Raw genomic sequence first — 21148 nt, 5'->3', positions numbered from 1 at the left:
GCGGTGCTATCCGATCGCCGAGACGACGGCGCTCAGCGCCGCGGGGATCGCGCCCGCGTCGGTCCCGCCGCCCTGCGCCAGGTCGGCCTTGCCGCCGCCACCGCCGCCGAGCACGCCCGCCGCCGTCTTCGCGAGCGCACCCGCGTTGACGCCCGCGTCACGAGCGGCCTGGTTGGTCCCGACGATCACGACCGGCTTGCCGGCGGCGCGTGCCGCGAGGGCGACCGCCGCGGCGTCCGACCCCAGGCGCTCGCGCACCGTGGTGACCAGCATCCGGAGGTCGTCCGCGCTGTTCAGCGTGCCCGCGTCCTCGGCCACCACGGTGACCGCTCCGCGGCGCGACGCCGACTCGAGCAGGGCAGGCACCTTGTCGAGCACCGCGCGGGCCTCGAACGCCTGGATGCGCTTCTCGGCCTCCTTGAGGCTCGACATCAGGTCGGCGATCTTCTCGGGCAGCTGCTCGCGGGGCGTCTTCAGCGAGCTCGAGAGCTGCGAGACGATCGTGCGCTCGACCGCGAGGTCCTTGAACGCCTCCAGGCCGACCAGCGACTCGACGCGGCGGTTCGTCGAACCGACCGACGACTCGCTGACCAGGTTGATCATCCCGATCTCGGAGCTCGTGGAGACGTGCGTGCCCGCGCAGAGCTCGCGCGACCACGGGCCGCCGATGTCGACGACGCGCACGACGTCGCCGTACTTCTCACCGAACAGTGCCATGGCGCCGAGCGCCTTCGCCTCGCTCAGCGGGAGCTCGCGCGTCGTGACCTCGAGGTTCTGCCGGATGGCGTTGTTCGAGATCTCCTCGATCTCGCTCCGCGTCTCGGCCGAGAGCGCCTGGTTCCACGAGAAGTCGAGACGCAGGTAGCCGGCCTTGTTGTACGAGCCGGACTGGTGCGCGTTCGAGCCGAGCACCTGGCGGAGCGCCGCGTGGATGATGTGGGTGCCCGAGTGCGCCTGTCGCGCGCCGCGGCGGTAGTCCGCATCCACGATGCTCGTCGCCGGGGCGCCGACGCCGACCTCGCCGCTGCGGACCAGCACCTTGTGGCTGATCAGGCCCTTCACGGGCTTCTGCACGTCGAGCACGTCGAGCTCATAGCCGGGGCCGACGATCGAGCCGGCGTCCGCATCCTGTCCGCCGGACTCCGCGTAGAGTGCGGTCGCGCCGAGGATGACCTCCGCGACCTGGCCCTCGCGGGCGCTGTTCACGGAACGTCCGTCGACGATGAGGCCGAGGATGCTCGACTCCGTCTGCAGCTCGGTGTACCCGGTGAACACGGTCTCGCCGAGCGAGCGGAAGCTGCTGTACACCGACAGGTCGGCCAGCGCGGTCTTCTTCGCCTTCGCGTCCGCCTTCGCCCGGGAGCGCTGGTCGGCCATGAGCTTGTCGAACGCGCCGCGATCGACGGTGAGCCCGGCCTCCTCTGCCATCTCCAGGGTGAGGTCGATCGGGAAGCCGTAGGTGTCGTGCAGGAGGAACGCGGTGTCGCCCGCGAGCTGCTTCCGCCCCTCCTTCTGCGTGGTCGCCACCGCGGTGTCCAGGATGCTCGTGCCCGCCGTGAGGGTGCGGAGGAAGGTCTCCTCCTCCGCGTAGGCGAGCTGCGAGATGCGGTCGAACTCGGTGTCGACCTCCGGATACGCCGCCTTCATCGCGTCGCGCGACACGGGGAAGAGCTCCGGGAAGGTCGCGGTCTCGACGCCGAGCAGGCGCATGGCGCGCACGGTGCGGCGGAGGAGGCGGCGCAGCACGTAGCCGCGTCCCTCGTTCGACGGGGTGACGCCGTCGGCCATCAGCATGAGGGCGCTGCGGACGTGGTCGGCCACGACGCGCAGCCGCACGTCGTCCTCGTGCGCCTCGTTGCCGTACGGCTTCTCCGCGAGCTCGGCCGCGCGGTCGAGCACCGGGCGCACCTGGTCGATTTCGTACATGTTGTCGACGCCCTGCTTGAGGAACGCGACGCGCTCGAGGCCCATGCCCGTGTCGATGTTCTTCTTCGGCAGATCGCCGAGGATCTCGAACTCCTTGCCGTCGCCCTCGCCGCGCAGGTACTGCATGAAGACGAGGTTCCAGATCTCGACGTAGCGGTCGTCGTCCGTCGCGGGGCCACCGTCGATGCCGTAGGCGGGGCCGCGGTCGAAGAAGATCTCCGAGCAGGGGCCCGCGGGACCGGGCTGTCCGGTCGACCAGTAGTTGGTGTCCTTGCCGAGGCCCTGGATGCGGTCGGCCGGCAGAGTGGAGACGCGCTCCCAGATCTCGCGCGCCTCGTCGTCCTCTTCGTAGACCGTGACCCACAGGTCCTTCGGGTCGAAGCCGAGACCGCCGTCGTCCTCCGACGTCGTCAGCAGTTCCCAGGCGAAGGTGATCGCCTGCTCCTTGAAGTAGTCGCCGAAGGAGAAGTTCCCGCACATCTGGAAGAACGTGCCGTGTCGCGGCGTCTTGCCGACCTCGTCGATGTCGAGCGTGCGGATGCACTTCTGGACGCTCGTCGCGCGTGGGAACGGCGCCGGCACCACACCGGTCAGGTACGGGACGAAGGGCACCATCCCGGCCACCGTGAAGAGCAGCGACGGGTCGTCGCTGACCAGGGAGGCGGAGGGGACGACGGTGTGGCCGCGCTGCGCGAAGAAGTCGAGCCAGCGGCGGTGGATTTCAGCGGTCTGCATGGGTTCCGGTCGATCGAAGTCTGCGGGTGGGAGGGAAAGGGGGCGTCAGTCGCCCTGGATGGCCGAGCGGATCTCGGCCTCGCGCTGACGGTATCCGTCGGTGACGGCCTCCCCGAAGTCGCGCGCCTTCTGGTCGATGTTGCTGAAGAATTCGCGACCCTTGGCGGTCTCGTTGACCTTGTGGGCGACGGCGAAGCCGATGGCCACGCCGGTGAGCAGCCACAGGAAACTCTTCATGCTGATCCTCCCTCTCTGGATGCCGCCGCGCGCGGGCGCGGCGCACGAGAGTCAAGTCTAGTGCGAGCCGCCGCGTCCCTTCCTGGAGCCGAATCCTCCAGCGGCCCGGAACGCCGCCCGCGCCGCGGCGCTGAAGCCGGCGAGCTTGATGAGCGGGCCGCCGACCGTCGCGGCGAACAAGGCCACCAGGGCAGACACGTTGCCGGTGACGTCCGCGACGTTCTTGGTGATCACGTCCACCCGCGCGAGCTGCTTGTTCGTCTCCTGCAGCGTCGTCGCGGTCTCGTCGAGGATCGGCGTGATGCCGTCGCTCGCCTCCTTGATCGCGTCGCGCGTCGAGTCGAGCACCCGCCCCAGCTTGATCAGGGGGATGGCGATGAAGCCGACGAGGACCGCGAACACAACGGCCGCGATCAACCCTGCGATGTCTCCTCCGGACACGTGGGCTCCTTCCATTCCGCCTCAGGCATACGGCACAAGCGTAGTCGCACGCGCGGGCGGCGGGAACGGCGCGAGCAGGAAAGGCGTGCCCGGAAACGACGAACGGGGCCGCGACGAAGAGTCGCGACCCCGTCCGGGGTGGTGCTGATGGTCAGCGAGCCGCGTAGTACTCGACGACCAGCTGGACCTCACAGGTCACGGGGACCTCTGCGCGCTTCGGGCGACGCACGAGGCGGGCCTGCAGCTTGTCGATCTCGACATCCAGGTAGCCCGGGGTCTTCGGCAGAACGTCGAGGTGACCGCCGGCGGCCGCGACCTGGAAGGGCTCGGTGCCCTCGGAGCGGGCCTTGACGTGGATGAGCTGGCCCGGCTTCACACGGAAGGACGGGCGGTCGACGAGCTGGCCGTCGACGAGGATGTGACGGTGCACGACGAACTGGCGCGCCTGCGTGATGGTGCGGGCGAAGCCGGCGCGGAGCACGAGGGCGTCCAGACGCATCTCGAGGAGCTCGACCAGGTTCTCACCGGTCAGGCCCTGCGTACGGCGAGCCTCCTCGAAGGCGATCCGGAGCTGCTTCTCGCGGATGCCGTACTGGGCGCGCAGACGCTGCTTCTCGCGCAGACGCACGGCGTAGTCCGAGTCGGCCTTGCGCTTGGTGCGGCCGTGCTCACCCGGAGCGTAGGGGCGCTTCTCCATGTAGCGCGCCGCCTTCGGGGTGAGCGGGATGCCCAGGGCCCGCGACTCGCGGGTCTTGCTGCGGGAACGTGAAGACACGGTTTCCTTTCGAAAGTTCTCTCTGACGTGATGGATGCGGGCATACGTGTGCGCCCGCAGAGAGAGGGATTGTCGCCAGGGACGCCCGGCTACAGGGCTCTTCCCATCGAATCGTGGACGCGGCAGCCGCACCCCGAACACGCTTCTAGGCGCAGAAAGTCTAACAGATCGCGGTCAGCGCCCGCGCACGATGCGGCGCAGCTTCGCGAGGCGCGCGGAGACGTCCCGTTCGTTGCCGTGCTCGGTGGGCGTGTAGTACGTCGTGCCGGCCAGCTCGTCCGGCAGATACTGCTGCTCCAGCACCCCGAGCGCGTCGTCGTGCGGGTACTTGTAGCCCTTGCCATGACCGAGCCGTTTGGCGCCGGGATAGTGGGCGTCGCGGAGGTGCTTGGGCACGCGACCGATCTTGCCCGCGCGCACGTCGGCGATCGCGGCGTCGAGCGCCATGTACGCGGCGTTCGATTTCGGTGCGGTGGCGAGGTGCACGACGGCCTGGGCGAGAGGGATGCGGCCCTCCGGCATCCCGATGTACTGCACGGCGTCGGCCGCGGCGATGGCGACGCCGAGGGCCTGCGGGTCGGCCATCCCGATGTCCTCCGACGCCAGCACGATGATGCGGCGGGCGATGAAGCGCGGGTCCTCCCCCGCCTCGATCATGCGCGCGAGGTAGTGCAGGGACGCGTCGACGTCGGAGCCCCTCACCGACTTGATGAAGGCACTGATGACGTCGTAGTGCTCGTCGCCGTTGCGGTCGTAGCGGAGCAGGGCGCGGTCGACGGCCTGCGCGACGAGTTCGGCGGTGATGACCGGCTTCTTCTTGGAGGTCGCCGGCGTTGCCGACGCCGCTGTGACCGAGGCTGCCTCCAGCGCCGTCAGCGCCCGGCGGGCATCGCCCGACGCGAGACGGATCAGGGCGGCACGCGCCTCCGGGTCGAGCGTGTACTGGCCGCCGAGACCGCGGTCGTCGGCCACGGCACGGTCGATGACGACGCCGAGGTCGTCGTCGCTCAGCGTCTCCAGGGTGAGGAGCAGGCTGCGCGACAGCAGCGGCGAGATGACGGAGAACGACGGATTCTCGGTCGTCGCCGCCACGAGAATGACCCAGCCGTTCTCGACGCCCGGCAGCAGCGCATCCTGCTGGGCCTTGGTGAAGCGATGGATCTCGTCGAGGAACAGGACGGTCGACACCCCGTAGAGGTCGCGGGTCGAGAGCGCCTCGTCCATCACCAGCCGGACATCCTTCACGCCGGCCGTCACCGCCGACAGCTCGACGAATCGGCGGCCCGAGGAGTGCGCGATCGCCTGCGCGAGGGTCGTCTTTCCCGTACCGGGCGGACCCCACAGGATGACGGAGACCGACCCTGACTGCCCCTCCTTGTCGGAGGCGAGCGCGACCAGCGGCGAACCCGGCTTGAGGAGGTGACGCTGACCGGCCACCTCGTCGAGCGACTTCGGGCGCATGCGCACCGCGAGAGGAGTCGCTCCGGTGCGGAGCCCAGGTTGCACGTCGACCACCCGTCCAGGCTAGTCGCGACCACCGACAGTCCGCCTGGGAGCGGCGAGTTTGTCGTCCATAGGGCCGCCGGATAGGGTTCTCCATGATCCAGCGGGCGCACGCCTCGCGGAGATCCCCCGTACCGACGCCGGAGGACACACGTGGCACCGAAGCAGAACGACCGCGAAGCGCGACAGGCACGCGAGCGGCTGCGCGCCTACCAGGCGCGGCAGACCGTGCACGAGCACAAGGTCAAGCGCCGCAAGCGTGACAACTGGGTGGCCGGAATCGCAGCAGTCGTGATCGTCGCCCTCGCGGTGGGCACGCAGCTCCTCTACTTCTCCGCCGGCCCCGGCGCGGCGAAGGCCTCGTCGTCCGCGTCGCCCTCGGTTTCGCCCTCCGCGGGCGGCGTCCCGCCGAAGACGCTCGCCGAGGACCGCACCTGGACGGGCACGATGACGATCAACGGCGTCCCGCTGGGGGTCTCGCTCGACGGCGCCGCGGCTCCGCAGGCCGTCTCATCCACCGTGTCGCTGGTGCAGAAGAAGTTCTACGACGGCCTGACCTGCCACCGACTGACCAACGGCGGCTTCTACGTGCTGCAGTGCGGTGACCCGAAGGGCGACGGTACCGGCGGACCGGGCTACGAGTACGGCCCGATCGAGAACGCGCCTGCCGATGACGTCTACAAGGCGGGCACGATCGCCATGGCGCGTCAGGGCAACAACGCCGAGAGCCAGGGCAGCCAGTTCTTCATCGTCTACGAGGACACGAAGATCCCCTCGGACGACGCCGGCGGCTACACGGTTATCGGCTCCGTCACCAGCGGCCTGGACCAGCTCAAGGCGCAGGTCACCGACAAGGGCATCGAGGGAGGAAAGACCGACGGCACGCCTGCGGTCACGACCACCATCGACAGCTTCACCCTGCAGTGACCGCGGCACGTGCAATAGGCTGATTCCCAAACGAGGGGCGGCATCCCGCCCGATCGCGCAGCAGCAAGGTGAGGCTCTTGGCTACTTCTGAACAGCACCCCTGGGGACGTGTCGACGACACGGGAACCGTGTACGTCCGCGAGGGCGACGGCGAACGCGTCGTCGGCGAGTACCCCGACGGAACGGCGGAGGAGGCGCTCGCGTACTTCGAGCGCAAGTACACCGATCTCGCCGGGCAGGTCGGCCTGCTGGAGCAGCGTGCGCGGCGGGGAGCCCCCGCGAGCGATGTCGCCAAGTCCGTCGCCAACCTGCGGTCGGCCGTCGAGGGCGCGAACGCGGTCGGCGATCTCGCGTCCCTCCTGACGCGTCTGGATGCACTGGGCGGCACCGTGGAGGAGCTCACCGAGCAGCAGAGCGCCGAGGCGAAGGCTGCTCTCGAGGCCGCAATCGCCGAGCGCACCGCGATCGTGGAGCAGGCGGAGGCCCTCGCGACGCAGGACCCGGCGCGGACGCAGTGGAAGACGACGAGCGCCGAACTCGACGCCCTGTTCGCGCGGTGGCAGGCGCACCAGCACGACGGCCCGCGCATCCCGAAGAACGAGGCGAACGAGCTGTGGAAGCGGTTCCGTGCCGCGCGCTCGACGATCGAGCACAACCGCAAGGCGTTCTTCGCCGAGCTGGACACGCAGCACCGCGACGTGCGCAACCGCAAGAACGCGCTCATCGAGGAAGCCGAGAAGCTCATCCCGCTCGGTGCGGACGGGGTGCCGGAGTACCGCCGCCTGCTCGACCAGTGGAAGGCCGCAGGCCGCGCGGGCAAGAAGAACGACGACGCGCTGTGGGCACGCTTCAAGGCTGCGGGCGATGCGATCTACTCGGCGAAGGCCGAAGTGGACGCGCGCGACAGCGCCGAGTACGAGGCGAACCTCCAGCAGAAACTCGCGCTCCTCGACGAGGCCGAGCCGCTGCTGAAGGCCACCGATCGTGAGACGGCCCGCGCGCAGCTGCTGTCGATCCAGGAGCGCTGGGATCAGATCGGCCGCGTGCCGCGCGAGCAGGTGCGGCCGATCGAAGACCGCCTGCGCCGCGTCGAGACCGCTGTCCGCCGCCTCGACGAAGAGCACTGGGAGAAGAACAACCCCGAGAAGAAGGCTCGCTCCGAGGGGCTCGCCAGCCAGCTCAATGCTGCCATCGCGAAGCTGGAGCAGGAGCTCGCGGATGCGCAGGCCACCGGCGACAGCGCCAAGGTGAAGGCGGCGCAGGAGGCCCTCGACGCGCGCAAGATCTGGCTCGACGCGCTCGGTTGATCGGTCGTGACGACGCGGCGGCGGTGATCCCGCCGCCGCGTCGCAGTTCTCCACAGCGCGCCTGAGGAAGACGTTCTCCACCGTTCCGCGAACGGCGGCCCGACCGGCCCTGTCCCGGACGAGGCTGGGGGCATGAACTCGATCTCCGCTCCCCTGCTCGACGCCGACATCCTGCCCGTCGTCGAGCTGCTCGCTCTCTGCCTCGACGGTCACCTGTTCCGGGTGGGCGACGCGTTCGCCCCGGCCGACGCCGTCGACGGGCCGGCGCTGCGGTCGCAGGCGTTCGCTCGCACAGCGCCTGGCTGGGCCGTTGCCGATCGTGGATCGGCGGCCTGGATCCACGGCACACGCGCCATGGCGCCACCGGTGCCGCAGGTCTGCGTCCCGCCTCGTCGCCGGGGAGGGGCCCTCTCCCCCGCTGTCGACACGTCGCACCGCCTGCTGGGCGATGACGAGACCGTCGTCTACGACGGAGTGCGGGTGACGAGCCCGTTGCGCACGGCCGTCGACCTGCTGTGCTCCGGCACGCGATTCGGCGACGGCGAGGCGCTCGAAGTCCGGCACCTCCTGCTGCTCGCCGACGTCTCCCCGGCAGAACTCGACGACCGGCTGCGGAGCAGTCGACAGAAGGGATGCGGGCTGGCGCGGCAGCGGTTGCCCGCCGTGGCGCGGGCGCGACTTCCGCTCGCGACCGGAGCTGCGGTCGGCTCTGCAGTCGGCCCTCCGGCCGGCCCTGCGGTCGGCTCGGCCGTCGGCCCGCCGGTCAGCCGCCGCTGACGCGGTAGACGTCGTAGACGGCGTCGATGCGGCGCACCGCGTTGAGGACGCGGTCGAGATGGGTGGTGTCTCCCATCTCGAAGACGAAGCGGCTGAGGGCCAACCGGTCACTGGAGGTGGTCACCGTGGCGGAAAGGATATTGACGTGATGCTCGGACAGTACGCGAGTGACATCGCTGAGGAGCCCGGAGCGGTCGAGCGCTTCGACTTGGATCTGCACGAGGAAGACGCTCTTGGAGCTCGGCGCCCACTCGACCTCGATCATGCGGTCGGGCTCCTGCAGCAGCGACTGCACGTTGTGGCAGTTCGCCTGGTGCACCGAGACGCCCTGGCCGCGGGTGATGAACCCGACGATCGGGTCGCCCGGGACGGGCGTGCAGCACTTCGCGAGCTTGACGAGGATGTCGGGAGCACCGCGGACGAGAACGCCGGAGTCACTGTTACGCAGCTGGCGACGGCCCTTGACCGGGATCTCGAGCTCGCCGTCCGACTCGACCTCGGTCTGCAACGAAGCGACGATCTTCTCGATCACGGACTGCGTCGAGACGTGCCCTTCGCCGACGGCCGCATAGAGGGCAGAGACGTCCGGGTACTTGAGCGACGAGGCGACCTCGACCAGGGCGTCCTGCGTCATCAGCTTTTGAAGCGGCAGGTTCTGCTTGCGCATCGCGCGCGCGATCGCGTCCTTGCCCTGCTCGATCGCCTCGTCGCGACGCTCCTTGGTGAACCACTGGCGGATCTTGTTACGCGCACGGGGGCTCTTGACGAAGTTGAGCCAGTCCTGGCTGGGGCCCGAGTCGGGGTTCTTCGACGTGAAGATCTCGACGACGTCTCCGGTGTTGAGGCTGCTCTCCAGCGGGACGAGGCGGCCGTTCACCTTCGCACCCATCGTCCGGTGGCCGACCTCCGTGTGCACGGCGTACGCGAAGTCGACCGGGGTCGCGCCGGCCGGAAGGCCGATCACTCGTCCCTTCGGCGTGAAGACGTAGACCTCTTTCGCGCCGATCTCGAAGCGGAGCGAGTCGAGGAACTCGCTCGGGTCGGCGGTCTCCGCCTGCCAGTCCGAAATGTGGGCGAGCCACGCCAGGTCGGTGTCCACCTTCGCGGGGCCGCCGGAGCTCTTACCGGTGGTCTGCTCCTTGTACTTCCAGTGCGCGGCGACACCGAACTCGGCACGCTGGTGCATCTCCTCGGTGCGGATCTGGATCTCGACCGGGCGGCCCTGCGGACCGATCACGGTGGTGTGGAGCGACTGGTACAGGTTGAACTTCGGCGTCGCGATGTAGTCCTTGAAGCGCCCGGGCATCGGTGTCCAGCGCGCGTGGATCTGTCCGAGTACGGCGTAGCAGTCGCGCACCGTGTTGACGAGCACGCGGATGCCGACGAGGTCGTAGATGTCGTCGAACTCGCGGCCGCGGACCACCATCTTCTGGTAGATCGAGTAGTACTGCTTCGGCCGGCCCACGACCTTGCCGCGGATCTTGGCGGACTTCAAATCGTCGTTGATCGCGTCGATGACCTGCTGCACCAGGCGCTCGCGCTCCGGGGTGCGCTGCTTCACGAGACTCTCGATCTCGGCGTACAGCTTGGGGTAGAGCACCGCGAACGACAAGTCCTCGAGCTCCCACTTGATCGCCTGGATTCCGAGACGGTGCGCGAGCGGTGCGTAGATCTCGAGGGTCTCGGTCGCCTTGCGCGTCGCCGATGCGGCCGGGACGAAGCCCCACGTGCGCGCGTTGTGCAGGCGGTCCGCGAGCTTGATGATCAGCACCCGGATGTCCTTCGACATCGCGACGATCATCTTCCGGACGGTCTCTGCCTGTGCGCTGTCGCCGTACTTGACCTTGTCGAGCTTGGTCACGCCGTCAACCAGCATCGCGATCTCGTCGCCGAACTGATCTCGCAGCTCGTCGAGGGTGTACTCGGTGTCCTCGACCGTGTCATGCAGGAGCGCGGCAGCGATGGTCTTGGCGCCGATGCCCAGGTCGGCGATGATCTGCGCTACGGCAACGGGATGCGTGATGTACGGCTCACCCGAACGACGCTTCTGGCCGCGGTGCGCCCGCTCCGCGACGGAGTAGGCGCGCTCGATCAGCGACAAGTCGGCCTTCGGGTGGTGCATCCGCACCGTGCGCATCAGCGTCTCGACGGCGCCGCCGGACGGCTGCGCTCGCGAGAAGATGCGTGGCACCAGACGGCGCAGGGAAGCGCTCTGCGATGTCGTCGTGTCAACCATTCGCGCGCCTCCTGTCGTCCATTATGACCGCTCCGGAACACCGTTCTGTCACGGTGCGGGATCTCGGTCCTAGACGATCGCTCCTGGCGTACCGTCGTCGCGCAGGACGGGACCGCCCTCGGCGTGCCAGGCGCTCATCCCGCCCGCGACGTTGGCGACGGGATAGTTCGCCTCGATGAGCGCATCGGTGACCCTCCGGGACCGGGCCCCGCTTCGACAGATGATCAGCAGCTGCTGATCCTCCGGCAGCTCGTGCTGCCGCTCCCCCAGCTCACCGAGCGGGATGTGGTGCGCGCCAGGAGCATGCCCGGCCTCCCACTCGTACGGCTCGCGCACGTCGAGCAGCCACGCGTCACCCGCGTCGGTCAGCTCGCGCGCACGTGCAACGGAGATCTCGTCCTCGGGGAGGAAAGGCGTCTGCGGGGCGGCGTCGGTCATCCGGCCAGGCTACTCCGCGGCCGCAGCGACAGCGTCGGCCTTGACTTCGGCCTTCGGACGGATCGACAGCACCTTCTGGTCGTGCTTCCGGATCGCTGGCTCCTTCTCACGGAACTGCGAGTACATCGGCGCGGCCAAGAAGATCGTCGAGTACGTGCCGACGATGATGCCGATCAGCAGGGCGAGGGAGATGTCGCGCAGCGTCGCCGCACCGAGCGCGTAGGCACCGATGAACAGGATGGACGCGACGGGCAGCACCGCGACGACGGCCGTGTTGATCGACCGCACCAGGGTCTGGTTGACCGCCAGGTTCACCGACTCGGCGAATGTGCGTCGGGTCAGCTCCATCTCCTCCTTGGTGTTCTCGCGGATCTTGTCGAACACCACGACGGTGTCGTACAGCGAGTAGCCGAGGATGGTCAGGAAGCCGATCATGGTCGCCGGCGACACCTCGAACCCGACGAGCGCATAGACGCCCGCCGTGATGATGAGGTCGTGGAACAGCGAGATGATCGCGGCGGCGGACATCTTCCAGGTGCGGAAGTAGAGCGCCATCGCGATGAAGGCCAGCAGCAGGAACACCACGAGGCCCTGGATGGACTGCTGCGTCACATCCGCACCCCACGACGGCCCGATGAAGGTCGCGGAGACTTCCGAGGCGTCGACGTCGTACGCCTTCGCGAGCGCCTCCGACACATCGCGCGTCTGCGTCTCCGACAGCTGGTCGGTCTGCACCCGCACGGCGTTGTCGCCGACCACGCTGACGTGCGAGACGGCGCTCGGCACGACGCTGCTGACAGCATCCTGCGCCTTGCCGGTGTCGGTGCTCGACACGTCGCTCACCTGGAACTGCGAACCGCCGCGGAACTCGATCGAGAAGTTGAACCCGCCGCGGACGATCGGCACGAGGATCGAGAGCACGACCATGACGGCCGCGATGGAGTACCAGATCTTGCGGCGGCCGACGAAGTCGATCGAGCGCGCGCCGGTGTAGAGGTCGTTACCGAATTGCACGAGACGGCTGGCCATCAGGAGTCCTTCCCCTCGGTCGATCGATCCGAGGACGTCGAGGCGCCGGCGAGCTCAGCCGCCTTGCGCTCGGCGATCGTCTGGCGGCGAGCCGCCTCCTTGCCCGCTCGCGCGGCCGTTCCCGCCTTGACGGATGCCGTCGGCGCCCGGAACTGCGCGGCCCCGCGATACACGGCGCCGAGTGCCTGCGGGTCGAGGCCGGACAGCGGGTGACCGGAGCTGAAGAAGCGCGTCCGCGCGAGCAGCTGCAGCGTCGGGTGCGTGAAGAGCAGCACGACGATGACGTCGATGATGGTCGTGAGTCCGAGCGTGAACGCGAACCCGCGCACGTTCGCCGCTGCGAGCACGTACAGCACTACGGCCGCGAGGAGGTTGGTGGCCTTCGACGCGTAGATCGTCCGGCGGGCGCGTCCCCAGCCGGCCTCCACGGCGGATTCGAGACCCCTCCCGTCGCGCAACTCGTCGCGGATGCGTTCGAAGTACACGATGAAGGAGTCGGCCGTGAAGCCGATCGCGACGATCAGACCCGCGACACCCGCGAGGGAGAGCCGGTAGTCGTAGTGCCATGAGAGCAGCGAGATCGTCAGCCAGGTCAGCACGCCGGCCACGACCAGCGAGAAGATCGTGACGAGACCGAGCAGTCGGTACTGGAAGAACGTGTAGATGGCGACCAGGATGAGGCCGATCAGACCCGCGATCAGACCGGCGAGCAGCTGCGCCGTACCGAGGGTCGCCGAGATGGTGTCCTGGCTCTGCACCTTGAAGCTGAACGGCAGCGCGCCGAACTTCAGCTGATCGGCGAGGGCCTTCGCGGTCGTCTCGGTGAAGTTACCGGTGATCTGCGGCTTGCCGTCCGTGATCGCCGCCTGCGTCGTCGGCGCGGAGATCACCTTGCCGTCGAGCACGATCGCGAACTGGTTCTGCGATCCCTGGAGGCCGACGAGGCGCGTCGTGACGTCGGAGAAGGCCTTGGTGCCCGCTCCGTTGAAGATGATGTTGACGGCCCACTGACCGGTCGTCACGCCCTGCGAGCTCTGCACGAGCCCGGCGTTCGCGTCGCTGATGTCCTGACCCTTGACCTCGACCGGACCCAGCAGGTACTTGACCGTGTTCTGGTCGTCACACGTGATCAGCGGCTGGTCCGTCGGCGCGGAGCTGGTCGTCTTGTTCTTGTTGGCCTTGCAGTCGTAGGCGTTGAAGTCGGCCTGCAGCTTCGGCGTCACCCAGGCGAGGTCGCTGCCGTTCGTGGGCTTCGTCGACGGGGTCGCCTGCAGGCCGGGCGCCGGCGACGGCGCCGGCGTGGACTTGCCGTCCGCACCCACGACCTCGTTGGTCGGGCCGCCGGCGATGAGCACCGGGCGGAAGTCGAGACGCGCGCTCGACTTCACGCGGTCGAGCGTCGCCTGGTCCGGCTTGCCGGGCAGCGAGACGACGATGTTCTTCGAGCCCTCGGTGGAGATCTGCGCCTCGGACACGCCGGACGCGTCGATGCGCTGGCGGATGATCGACACCGCCTGGTCGAGCTGCTGCTGCTGCACAGACTGGCCGTTCTCGACCTGCGGGGCGAGGATGATCTGCGTTCCCCCCTCGAGGTCGAGGGCGAGCTTCGGCAGCCACGTGGCGTTGCTGAACAGGACGCCTGCCGTGAGGGTGCCGAGGAGCACCACCACGATGACGCCGAGCCACGTCAGCGAACGCCAGGCTTTCTTGACCGGGGTCGACTTTGCCACCAGGAACTCAGCTTTCTACGAGCGCTCCGACGCCGCATGGGCGCCGGAGCACAGGGGATGTGTCAGTCGTCGCTCTTCGAGCCGGGCTTCTTGGGCGAGTCGTCGAGACGCTCGCCGTACTCCGGCGTCGTGGAGTCCGACGCGTCGTGGGTGATCGCGTGGTCCTCGTTGAGCTCGACACCGGTCGCCTCGGCGTCATCGCTCGTGGCCTCCGCGTTCGTGGGCTCGACGACACGGGCGAGCACCTGGCGGTGCACCTTGACGACGTGGCCCGGGCTCGTCTCGATGGTTGCGGTGTTGTCGTCCTCGTTGACGGACAGGAGCGTGCCGTAGAGACCGAAGTTGGTCATGACCTCGGCGCCGGGCACCATCTTCGAACGCGTCTCCTCCTGCTCCTTGCGCCGCTTGCGGCTGTTCCGGAACATGAAGAACACGAGGGCCGCCAGGATGACGACCATCAGGATGGTCAACGGGTCAAAGACCATGAAGCTGCCGAACCTTTCGATGGGGGCAAGGGGGTTGGCCGAACGGCCAGCTTGGATTATATGTCATCGACGAGCGTCGGAGGCTGGGAGGAATCCCGCCGCGGGCTCGGAATTCCGAGATGACGCCATGCCGCAGCGGTCGCCATGCGGCCGCGAGGCGTTCGGGAGAGCAGTCCGATGCGCACGAGGAACGGCTCGACGACCGACTCGATCGTCTCCGCCTCCTCCCCCACGGAGACGGCCAGTGTGTTCAATCCCACCGGTCCGCCGTCGAAGCGTTCGAGGATGATCTGCAGCACCGCGCGGTCGAGGCGGTCGAGGCCGAGCGGGTCCACGTCGTAGAGCTCGAGCGCCGCGCGCACCGCGTTGACGTCGGCCCGGCCGCCGTGGACGAGCGCGTAGTCGCGCACCCGGCGCAGCAGCCGGTTGGCGATGCGCGGCGTGCCCCGGCAGCGCCCGGCGATCTCGGCCAGCGCCTCCCGGTCGACCTCGAAGTCGAGCATCGTCGCCGCCCGCGTGAGCACCTGGGTCAGCTCGGCCTCGTCGTAGAACTCGAGGTGCGCGGTGAATCCGAATCGGTCGCGTAGCGGGTTCGGCAGGAGGCCCGAGCGGGTCGTCGCGCCGACCAGCGTGAACGGGGCCAGATCGAGCGGGATGGACGTGGCGCCCGCGCCCTTTCCGACCATGATGTCGATGCGGAAGTCTTCCATCGCGAGGTACAGCATCTCTTCCGCCGAGCGGGCCATGCGGTGGATCTCGTCGATGAAGAGCACCTCGCCCGGCGTGAGCGACGACAGCAGCGCCGCGAGGTCGCCTGCGTGCTGAATGGCCGGACCGCTGGAGAGGCGCAGCGGCCGCTCGCTCTCGTGCGCGACGATCATCGCGAGCGTCGTCTTTCCCAGGCCTGGGGGGCCGGCCAGCAGGATGTGGTCGGCCGTCCGCTCCTGCATCCGCGCCGCAGTCAGCAACAGCTGGAGCTGGCCGCGCACCTTCGCCTGCCCGACGAACTCGGACAGCGTGCGCGGCCGCAGGGCGCCCTCGAAGGCGAGCTCTGTCTCCGACTCGAGCTCCGGGGTGGTCAGGTCGTCGCTCATCGCGCCGGTCCGAGCCGCGAAAGGGTGAGGCGCAGGAGGGACTGGACGCTGTCGCGCTCCTTCTCCTCGGTGTCGGCCGTGACCTCGGCGACCGCCTCGGCGGCGACGCGCTCCGGCCAGCCGAGCCCGACGAGGGCGACGAGCACGCTGTCGCCGACCGACGAGGGGGCCCGGGATGCCTTCACCGCGGGCGCCGGACGACGGACGGCGGTGAGCTTGCCGGCCAGGGAGACGACGATGAGCTTCGCGGTCTTGGGTCCGATCCCGGACACTTTGCGGAAGGGGGCGTCGTCATCGGCCGCCACCGCTGTGGCGATGTCGTCCGGCGACAGCACCGACAGCACGCCGATGGCCGACTTGGGACCGACGCCCGACACGCCGTTGAGGAGCTCGAACACCTCCAGCTGCTCCCGGTCGGCGAACCCGAACAGCTGTAGGGCATCCTCCCGAACGATGAGCGACGTGTACAGGAAGGCCTCTTCACCCACCCGCAGCGACAGCACGTGGTCGGGTGTCAGCTGCAGGGCGAAGCCGACGCCGCCCACCTCGACGACGGCGGTGCCGCCGCTCGCCGAGAGCACGGTACCGCGGAGGGAGGAGATCACCGTGCAAGCCTACGGGGCACCGCCGACGTGCGGCTGGAGCGCTCCGCGGCGCGCCACGCCTGCTGCGCGGGGGTGAGCGCGGTGTCCGTCGCTCCCCCGGCGTCGGCCGCCACCGGGCCGCCGCGCCAGGCGTGGCAGATGGCGATCGCGAGGGCGTCCGCCGCATCCGCCGGCTTCGGCGCCTCCGCGAGCCCGAGGATGCGCGCGACCATCGCCTGGACCTGCCGCTTGTCCGCGGAGCCGTAGCCGGTGATCGCCGCCTTCACCTCGCTCGGCGTGTGCAGGGCGACCGGGAGGCCGCGTTTCGCCGCCGAGTGCAGGGCGACGCCGCTGACCTGCGCCGTGCCCATCACGGTGCGCAGGTTGTGCTGTGCGAACACGCGCTCGATCGCGACGACGGCGGGCAGATGCTCGTCGAGCAGGCGCTCGATGCCGGTGCCCACCGCGAGGAGCCGCTCCTCCAGGGCCATTCCCGGAGGGGTCCGGATGACCGTCACATCCACCAACGTGGCGCGACGGTCCGCCTGCACGTCGACGATCCCGACACCGCAGCGCGTCAGACCCGGGTCGATGCCGAGCACCCGGATCGTCACGGCCGCGACCTACTCGTCGTCTTCGTCGAGCTGCGCCTGCACCTCAGGGCTGATATCGAGGTTCGTGTACACGTTCTGCACGTCGTCCGAGTCCTCGAGGGCGTCGATGAGACGGAACACCTTGCGGGCCACCTCGGCGTCGGCCTCGACGTTCACGGTCGCCACGAACTCGGCATCGGCCGAGTCGTAGTCGATGCCGGCCTCCTGCAGCGCGGTGCGCGCCGCGACCAGGTCGGAGGCCTCGGTCAGCACCTCGAAGCTCTCGCCCCGGTCGGTGACCTCCTCCGCGCCGGCGTCGAGCACAGCGGCGAGGACCGAGTCCTCATCCACACCGTCGGCGTGCGGCACGACGATGACGCCCTTGCGGTGGAAGTTGTAGGCGACGCTGCCCGGGTCGGCCATGGTGCCGCCGTTGCGGGTCATCGCGGTCCGGACCTCGGCCGCTGCGCGGTTCTTGTTCTCGGTGAGGCACTCGATCAGCAGGGCGACGCCGCCGGGACCGTAGCCCTCGTACATGATCGTCGTGTAGTCGATCGACTCGCCGGTGAGGCCGGCGCCGCGCTTGATGGCGCGGTCGATGTTGTCGTTCGGCACCGAGGTCTTCTTGGCCTTCTGCACCGCGTCCACGAGCGTGGGGTTACCCGACAGGTCGGCACCGCCGGTCTTCGCCGCCACCTCGATGTTCTTGATCAGCTTCGCGAAGGACTTCGCGCGGCGGGCGTCGATCACCGCCTTCTTGTGCTTGGTCGTTGCCCACTTGGAATGCCCGGACACTGGTGCTCCCTCGTCTCACGTCTGAAGATCCTGACCATTGTAGGACGACTGCCCGCCCCGCTCCCGCACGACGCCCGCTACCTGAGCAACTCGCCCGGTGACAACCGGGCGTCCGCGACGATCCGGTCGGCGGTGTCGGCCGCGGACGACGCCGGACCGATCAGCTGCTCCGGGATCCGCCCGCCCGGCCCGCGCAACGGGTCGCTTCCCGCCCACCACTGCCGCAACTCGTCCTCGCCGAACGACCCGGCCTTCGCTCGCGTCGCATGCCGCGCAACGGTCTCCTTGAACGGGAGATCGAAGGCGTAGAACCACGACTCCACACCGGGGAGGCTGCGGAGCCGCTCGATGACGTCTCCATAGCGCGCCGACGTGAGGATGCCCTCCAGCACTACCGCGGGAGCGGCGGCAAGCGCCGCGCGGGTCAGCGCCTCGATCAGTCCGGCGTTCGCGCCGTCGTCGGTCATGCGACGACCGAGGACGGTCCGCCCGAGGTAGTCCTGCTCGACCAGCGCGATCCCCGTGCCCAACCGTTCGCGCAGCAGGCGGGCGACGGTCGATTTGCCGGCTCCCGACGGGCCGCGCAGCACAATCAGCTTCACGCTGCGCGCAGGGCCGCCCGGCGCACCTTGCCGAGGAAGTACTCGTGGAAGCGGGTGTCGCCGGTGATCTCGGGGTGGAACGACGTACCGAGAAGGTTGCCCTGCTCCACGGCGACGACGCGGCCGTCGGCGACCTGGGCGAGCGGTGTCGCCTTCTCGCCGACGCTCTCGACGATGGGCGCGCGGATGAACACCGCGTGCATCGGCTCCTCGCCGACCGCCGGGATGTCGAGGTCGGTCTCGAACGAGTCCACCTGCGAGCCGAACGCGTTGCGCCGCACCGACACATCCAGGCCGCCCAGGCTCTGCTGACCGGCGATGCCGTCGATGATGCGATCGGCGAGCATGATCAGCCCGGCGCACGTCCCGTACACGGGCAGACCGCCGGCGATGGCGTCGCGCAGTGGCTCGGCGACGCCGAACGCGCGCGAGAGCTTGTCCATGACGCTGGACTCGCCGCCCGGGATCACCAGGCCGTCGATCTCCTCCACCTCAGACGGACGGCGCACGGGGACGGCATCGGCGCCCAGGCCGCGCAGGACCGCGATGTGCTCGCGGAAATCCCCCTGCAGCGCGAGGACGCCGACGCGCGTCGTCGTTCCGGTCACGCTTACCAGCCGCGCTCGGCCAGACGATGCGGAGCGGGGAGGTCGCCGACGTTGATGCCGACCATGGCCTCGCCGAGGCCGCGGGAGACCTCCGCGATGACCTTCGGGTCGTCGTAGAACGTGGTCGCCTTGACGATCGCCGCTGCGCGCCGCTCCGGGTTTCCGGACTTGAAGATGCCCGAGCCGACGAACACGCCGTCCGCGCCCAGCTGCATCATCATCGCCGCGTCGGCCGGGGTGGCAACGCCGCCCGCCGTGAACAGCACGACCGGCAGCTTGCCCGTCTCGGCGATCTCCGCCACCAGCTCGTACGGTGCCTGCAGCTCCTTGGCCGCGACGTACAGCTCGTCCTTGGTCATCGACTTCAGGGCGTTGATCTCGGAGGTGATCTTGCGGATGTGCTTGGTCGCCTCGGAGACGTCGCCGGTGCCGGCCTCGCCCTTCGAGCGGATCATCGCCGCGCCCTCGTTGATGCGGCGGAGCGCCTCGCCCAGGTTCGTCGCACCGCACACGAACGGCACGGTGAAGCGCCACTTGTCGATGTGGTTGACGTAGTCCGCGGGCGAGAGCACCTCGGACTCGTCGATGTAGTCGACGTCGAGCGCCTCGAGCACCTGCGCCTCGACGAAGTGGCCGATGCGGGCCTTCGCCATGACGGGGATGGACACCTCGGCGATGATGGCCTCGATCAGGTCCGGGTCGCTCATCCTGGCCACGCCGCCCTGGGCGCGGACGTCGGCGGGGACACGCTCGAGCGCCATGACGGCGACCGCGCCGGCGTCCTCGGCGATGCGGGCCTGCTCGGGGGTGACGACGTCCATGATGACGCCGCCCTTCAGCATCTCGGCGAGGCCGCGCTTGACCCGGCTCGAACCGGTCGCGCTGCCCTGTACGTTGTCTGTCATCATCGCCCTCTCGTGCGGAACAAAGAATGTTTTGGCCTATGCCGAACGATAGCATCCCCCTCGCTGCTGGATAGACTCGACCACGGGACCACCGGCGGGGAGCGTAATGAACGGAAACGGCATCACCGGCGCCACGGCGTCGGAGATCGCGGCGAGCGTGCGCGCACTGCGCGAGCGCGGTGCGCTGCGCCGCGGCGACGCCCTGCCGCCGGTGCGCGAACTGGCGGCGCAGCTGCGGGTAAACCGCAACACCGCCGTCGCGGCTTACCGTCTGCTCGCGCAGGCGGGCGTCGTCACCGCGCGCGGCCGGGCGGGCACCGTCATCGCCGGGGTCGAGGCGGTCGCGCAGGAGGGCTACGCGCAGGACAGCATCCTCCGCGACATCGGCACGGGCAACCCCGATCCGCGGCGCATCCCCCAGCCGTCCGCGGCGCTCGCGGGCGCCATCGGGCGGCCCGTCCTCTACGGAGAGCCGGTCATCGACCCGGCGCTCGAAGAGCGCGCGCTCGCCTGGGTGCGCGACGACCTGCCCGACCAGCCAGTGCGCATCACCGTGACCAACGGCGCGGTGGATGCGGTCGAGCGCCTCCTCGCGCAGGCGCTGCTCCGTGACGACGCCGTCGCGCTGGAGGACCCGTGCTTCCTGGCGAGCATCCACACGGTCCGGCTCGGCGGGTATCGCGCCGTCCCAGTGCCGGTGGATGCGGAGGGCATGACCGTGGACGGCCTGCGTGCCGCTCTCGCCGCGGGCGTCCGCGCCGTCATCTGCACGCCGCGCGCGCAGAATCCCACCGGAGCGACCCTCTCCCCCGCTCGCGCCGCCGAGCTGCGTGCCGTGCTGGCCGACCACCCGTACGTTCTCGTCATCGAGGACGACCACTTCTCCATGCTCTCGCAGCGGCGCTACGAGACGCTGATCGGCCCCGGGCACCGGCGCTTCGCCCTCATCCGCTCGGTGTCGAAGTTCCTGGGGCCGGACATGTGCCTCGCCGTGGCTGCCACCGACCCGGAGACGGCCGAGCGCCTCGCCTTCCGGCTGAGCCCGGGCACGACCTGGGTCAGCCACATCCTGCAGCGGCTCGTGCTCGCCCAGCTGACCGACGAGGGTGCCCTCGCCGAGATCGCCGACGCCGGCCGGCACTACGCCGAGCGGAACAGCGCCTTCGCGGCGGAGCTGACAGCGCGCGGGCTCCCCGCGGAGGCGGCGGACGGGCTCAACCTGTGGGTCGAGCTGCCCGTACAGGCGCGGACGGTGGCGGAACGCCTGATGCGGCGCGGCTGGCTGGCCCGGACGGGTGACGAGTTCCAGCTCGCCGAGCATCCCGAGCCGTCGCACCACCTGCGCCTGACCGTGCACGACCTCTCGGACGAGGAGAGCGAACGACTGCTCGACGACCTGGTGGATGCGGCGCGCTGAGCCC

The 21148-nt window shown here is 69.4% G+C and carries 21 protein-coding genes; 4 read left to right on the top strand and 17 right to left on the bottom strand.

The window, feature by feature from the left end:
- Positions 1–6: 6 nt before the first annotated feature.
- The 5 genes from alaS to ACF1AJ_RS02985 form a co-directional block, all read right to left on the bottom strand.
- Positions 7–2661, bottom strand: a complete 2655-nt coding sequence (gene alaS / locus ACF1AJ_RS03005; RefSeq protein WP_391506064.1) for an alanine--tRNA ligase — start codon at positions 2659–2661, stop codon at positions 7–9.
- A gap of 45 nt (positions 2662–2706) precedes the next feature.
- A complete protein-coding gene (locus tag ACF1AJ_RS03000; protein ID WP_018191224.1) occupies positions 2707–2898 on the bottom strand; it encodes a hypothetical protein in 192 nt (63 codons plus the stop codon).
- Between the two features lie 57 nt (positions 2899–2955).
- On the bottom strand, positions 2956–3339 hold the full coding sequence (locus tag ACF1AJ_RS02995) for a DUF948 domain-containing protein (RefSeq protein WP_018191225.1): 384 nt from the start codon (positions 3337–3339) through the stop codon (positions 2956–2958).
- Positions 3340–3490: 151 nt separating this feature from the next.
- On the bottom strand, positions 3491–4114 hold the full coding sequence (rpsD, locus tag ACF1AJ_RS02990) for a 30S ribosomal protein S4 (protein ID WP_018191226.1): 624 nt from the start codon (positions 4112–4114) through the stop codon (positions 3491–3493).
- Between the two features lie 174 nt (positions 4115–4288).
- On the bottom strand, positions 4289–5629 hold the full coding sequence (locus tag ACF1AJ_RS02985) for a replication-associated recombination protein A (RefSeq protein WP_081630431.1): 1341 nt from the start codon (positions 5627–5629) through the stop codon (positions 4289–4291).
- A 141-nt stretch (positions 5630–5770) separates the two neighbouring features.
- Here ACF1AJ_RS02985 and ACF1AJ_RS02980 point away from each other — a divergent pair, with 141 nt between their 5' ends.
- From ACF1AJ_RS02980 to ACF1AJ_RS02970, 3 genes are all read left to right on the top strand, one after another.
- Complete coding sequence (locus ACF1AJ_RS02980; RefSeq protein ID WP_391506063.1) at positions 5771–6544, top strand: peptidylprolyl isomerase; 774 nt, start codon at positions 5771–5773, stop codon at positions 6542–6544.
- A 77-nt stretch (positions 6545–6621) separates the two neighbouring features.
- Positions 6622–7851, top strand: a complete 1230-nt coding sequence (locus tag ACF1AJ_RS02975; RefSeq protein WP_391506062.1) for a DUF349 domain-containing protein — start codon at positions 6622–6624, stop codon at positions 7849–7851.
- Positions 7852–7983: 132 nt separating this feature from the next.
- On the top strand, positions 7984–8628 hold the full coding sequence (locus ACF1AJ_RS02970; RefSeq protein WP_391506061.1) for a type IV toxin-antitoxin system AbiEi family antitoxin: 645 nt from the start codon (positions 7984–7986) through the stop codon (positions 8626–8628).
- Here the strand turns inward: ACF1AJ_RS02970 and ACF1AJ_RS02965 are convergent.
- The 12 genes from ACF1AJ_RS02965 to pdxS all read right to left on the bottom strand — a co-directional run bounded on the left by ACF1AJ_RS02965 (position 8615) and on the right by pdxS (position 19730).
- Positions 8615–10864, bottom strand: coding sequence for a bifunctional (p)ppGpp synthetase/guanosine-3',5'-bis(diphosphate) 3'-pyrophosphohydrolase (locus tag ACF1AJ_RS02965; RefSeq protein WP_309860014.1), 2250 nt, complete (start codon positions 10862–10864; stop codon positions 8615–8617). The two genes, ACF1AJ_RS02970 and ACF1AJ_RS02965, sit on opposite strands and share 14 nt — an antisense overlap.
- A 69-nt stretch (positions 10865–10933) precedes the next feature.
- Complete coding sequence (locus tag ACF1AJ_RS02960) at positions 10934–11302, bottom strand: rhodanese-like domain-containing protein (protein ID WP_391506060.1); 369 nt, start codon at positions 11300–11302, stop codon at positions 10934–10936.
- A 9-nt stretch (positions 11303–11311) separates the two neighbouring features.
- Positions 11312–12331, bottom strand: coding sequence for a protein translocase subunit SecF (secF, locus tag ACF1AJ_RS02955; RefSeq protein WP_391506059.1), 1020 nt, complete (start codon positions 12329–12331; stop codon positions 11312–11314).
- Positions 12331–14061 (bottom strand): protein translocase subunit SecD, encoded by a 1731-nt coding sequence (gene secD / locus ACF1AJ_RS02950; RefSeq protein ID WP_391506058.1) that lies wholly within the window; start codon positions 14059–14061, stop codon positions 12331–12333. The genes secF and secD overlap by 1 nt, the downstream gene beginning before the upstream one ends.
- A 62-nt stretch (positions 14062–14123) precedes the next feature.
- Positions 14124–14546, bottom strand: a complete 423-nt coding sequence (gene yajC, locus ACF1AJ_RS02945; RefSeq protein ID WP_309860021.1) for a preprotein translocase subunit YajC — start codon at positions 14544–14546, stop codon at positions 14124–14126.
- A gap of 56 nt (positions 14547–14602) precedes the next feature.
- Positions 14603–15640, bottom strand: a complete 1038-nt coding sequence (gene ruvB / locus ACF1AJ_RS02940) for a Holliday junction branch migration DNA helicase RuvB (RefSeq protein WP_018191236.1) — start codon at positions 15638–15640, stop codon at positions 14603–14605.
- Positions 15637–16245, bottom strand: coding sequence for a Holliday junction branch migration protein RuvA (ruvA, locus tag ACF1AJ_RS02935; RefSeq protein WP_391506057.1), 609 nt, complete (start codon positions 16243–16245; stop codon positions 15637–15639). The genes ruvB and ruvA overlap by 4 nt, the downstream gene beginning before the upstream one ends.
- On the bottom strand, positions 16242–16832 hold the full coding sequence (gene ruvC, locus ACF1AJ_RS02930) for a crossover junction endodeoxyribonuclease RuvC (protein ID WP_309860365.1): 591 nt from the start codon (positions 16830–16832) through the stop codon (positions 16242–16244). Before ruvC ends, ruvA begins: the two co-directional genes overlap by 4 nt.
- A 15-nt stretch (positions 16833–16847) precedes the next feature.
- The gene (locus tag ACF1AJ_RS02925; protein WP_089910407.1) at positions 16848–17612 is read right to left on the bottom strand and encodes a YebC/PmpR family DNA-binding transcriptional regulator; all 765 of its coding nucleotides are present in this window, start codon (positions 17610–17612) and stop codon (positions 16848–16850) included.
- Between the two features lie 77 nt (positions 17613–17689).
- Positions 17690–18214: an AAA family ATPase gene (locus tag ACF1AJ_RS02920; RefSeq protein ID WP_391506056.1), complete on the bottom strand. Its 525-nt coding sequence runs from the start codon at positions 18212–18214 to the stop codon at positions 17690–17692.
- Complete coding sequence (pdxT, locus tag ACF1AJ_RS02915; RefSeq protein WP_391506055.1) at positions 18211–18822, bottom strand: pyridoxal 5'-phosphate synthase glutaminase subunit PdxT; 612 nt, start codon at positions 18820–18822, stop codon at positions 18211–18213. Before pdxT ends, ACF1AJ_RS02920 begins: the two co-directional genes overlap by 4 nt.
- 2 nt (positions 18823–18824) lie before the next feature.
- Positions 18825–19730 carry a pyridoxal 5'-phosphate synthase lyase subunit PdxS gene (gene pdxS / locus ACF1AJ_RS02910; RefSeq protein WP_391506054.1) on the bottom strand — a complete coding sequence of 302 codons (906 nt, stop codon included), beginning with the start codon at positions 19728–19730 and terminating at the stop codon, positions 18825–18827.
- A 103-nt stretch (positions 19731–19833) separates the two neighbouring features.
- Between pdxS and ACF1AJ_RS02905 the strand changes: the two genes are divergently transcribed.
- On the top strand, positions 19834–21144 hold the full coding sequence (locus ACF1AJ_RS02905) for an aminotransferase class I/II-fold pyridoxal phosphate-dependent enzyme (RefSeq protein WP_391506053.1): 1311 nt from the start codon (positions 19834–19836) through the stop codon (positions 21142–21144).
- Positions 21145–21148: the final 4 nt, after the last annotated feature.

Source organism: Leifsonia sp. NPDC014704, assembly GCF_043083605.1.
Classification (GTDB): Bacteria; Actinomycetota; Actinomycetes; order Actinomycetales; family Microbacteriaceae; genus Leifsonia.
Note: the sequence above shows the minus strand (reverse complement) of the source record. Positions and strands in the feature narration are given on the sequence as shown.

What these genes read in the sequence shown, in the direction of transcription:
- ACF1AJ_RS02965 (WP_309860014.1), bottom strand. Translation starts at nt 10,864, where the DNA reads ATGGTTGACACGACGACATCGCAGAGCGCTTCCCTGCGCCGTCTGGTG.
- pdxS (WP_391506054.1), bottom strand. Translation starts at nt 19,730, where the DNA reads ATGATGACAGACAACGTACAGGGCAGCGCGACCGGTTCGAGCCGGGTC.
- ACF1AJ_RS02905 (WP_391506053.1), top strand. Translation starts at nt 19,834, where the DNA reads ATGAACGGAAACGGCATCACCGGCGCCACGGCGTCGGAGATCGCGGCG.
- alaS (WP_391506064.1), bottom strand. Translation starts at nt 2,661, where the DNA reads ATGCAGACCGCTGAAATCCACCGCCGCTGGCTCGACTTCTTCGCGCAG.
- ACF1AJ_RS02960 (WP_391506060.1), bottom strand. Translation starts at nt 11,302, where the DNA reads ATGACCGACGCCGCCCCGCAGACGCCTTTCCTCCCCGAGGACGAGATC.
- ruvB (WP_018191236.1), bottom strand. Translation starts at nt 15,640, where the DNA reads ATGAGCGACGACCTGACCACCCCGGAGCTCGAGTCGGAGACAGAGCTC.
- yajC (WP_309860021.1), bottom strand. Translation starts at nt 14,546, where the DNA reads ATGGTCTTTGACCCGTTGACCATCCTGATGGTCGTCATCCTGGCGGCC.
- secF (WP_391506059.1), bottom strand. Translation starts at nt 12,331, where the DNA reads ATGGCCAGCCGTCTCGTGCAATTCGGTAACGACCTCTACACCGGCGCG.
- ACF1AJ_RS03000 (WP_018191224.1), bottom strand. Translation starts at nt 2,898, where the DNA reads ATGAAGAGTTTCCTGTGGCTGCTCACCGGCGTGGCCATCGGCTTCGCC.
- ACF1AJ_RS02970 (WP_391506061.1), top strand. Translation starts at nt 7,984, where the DNA reads ATGAACTCGATCTCCGCTCCCCTGCTCGACGCCGACATCCTGCCCGTC.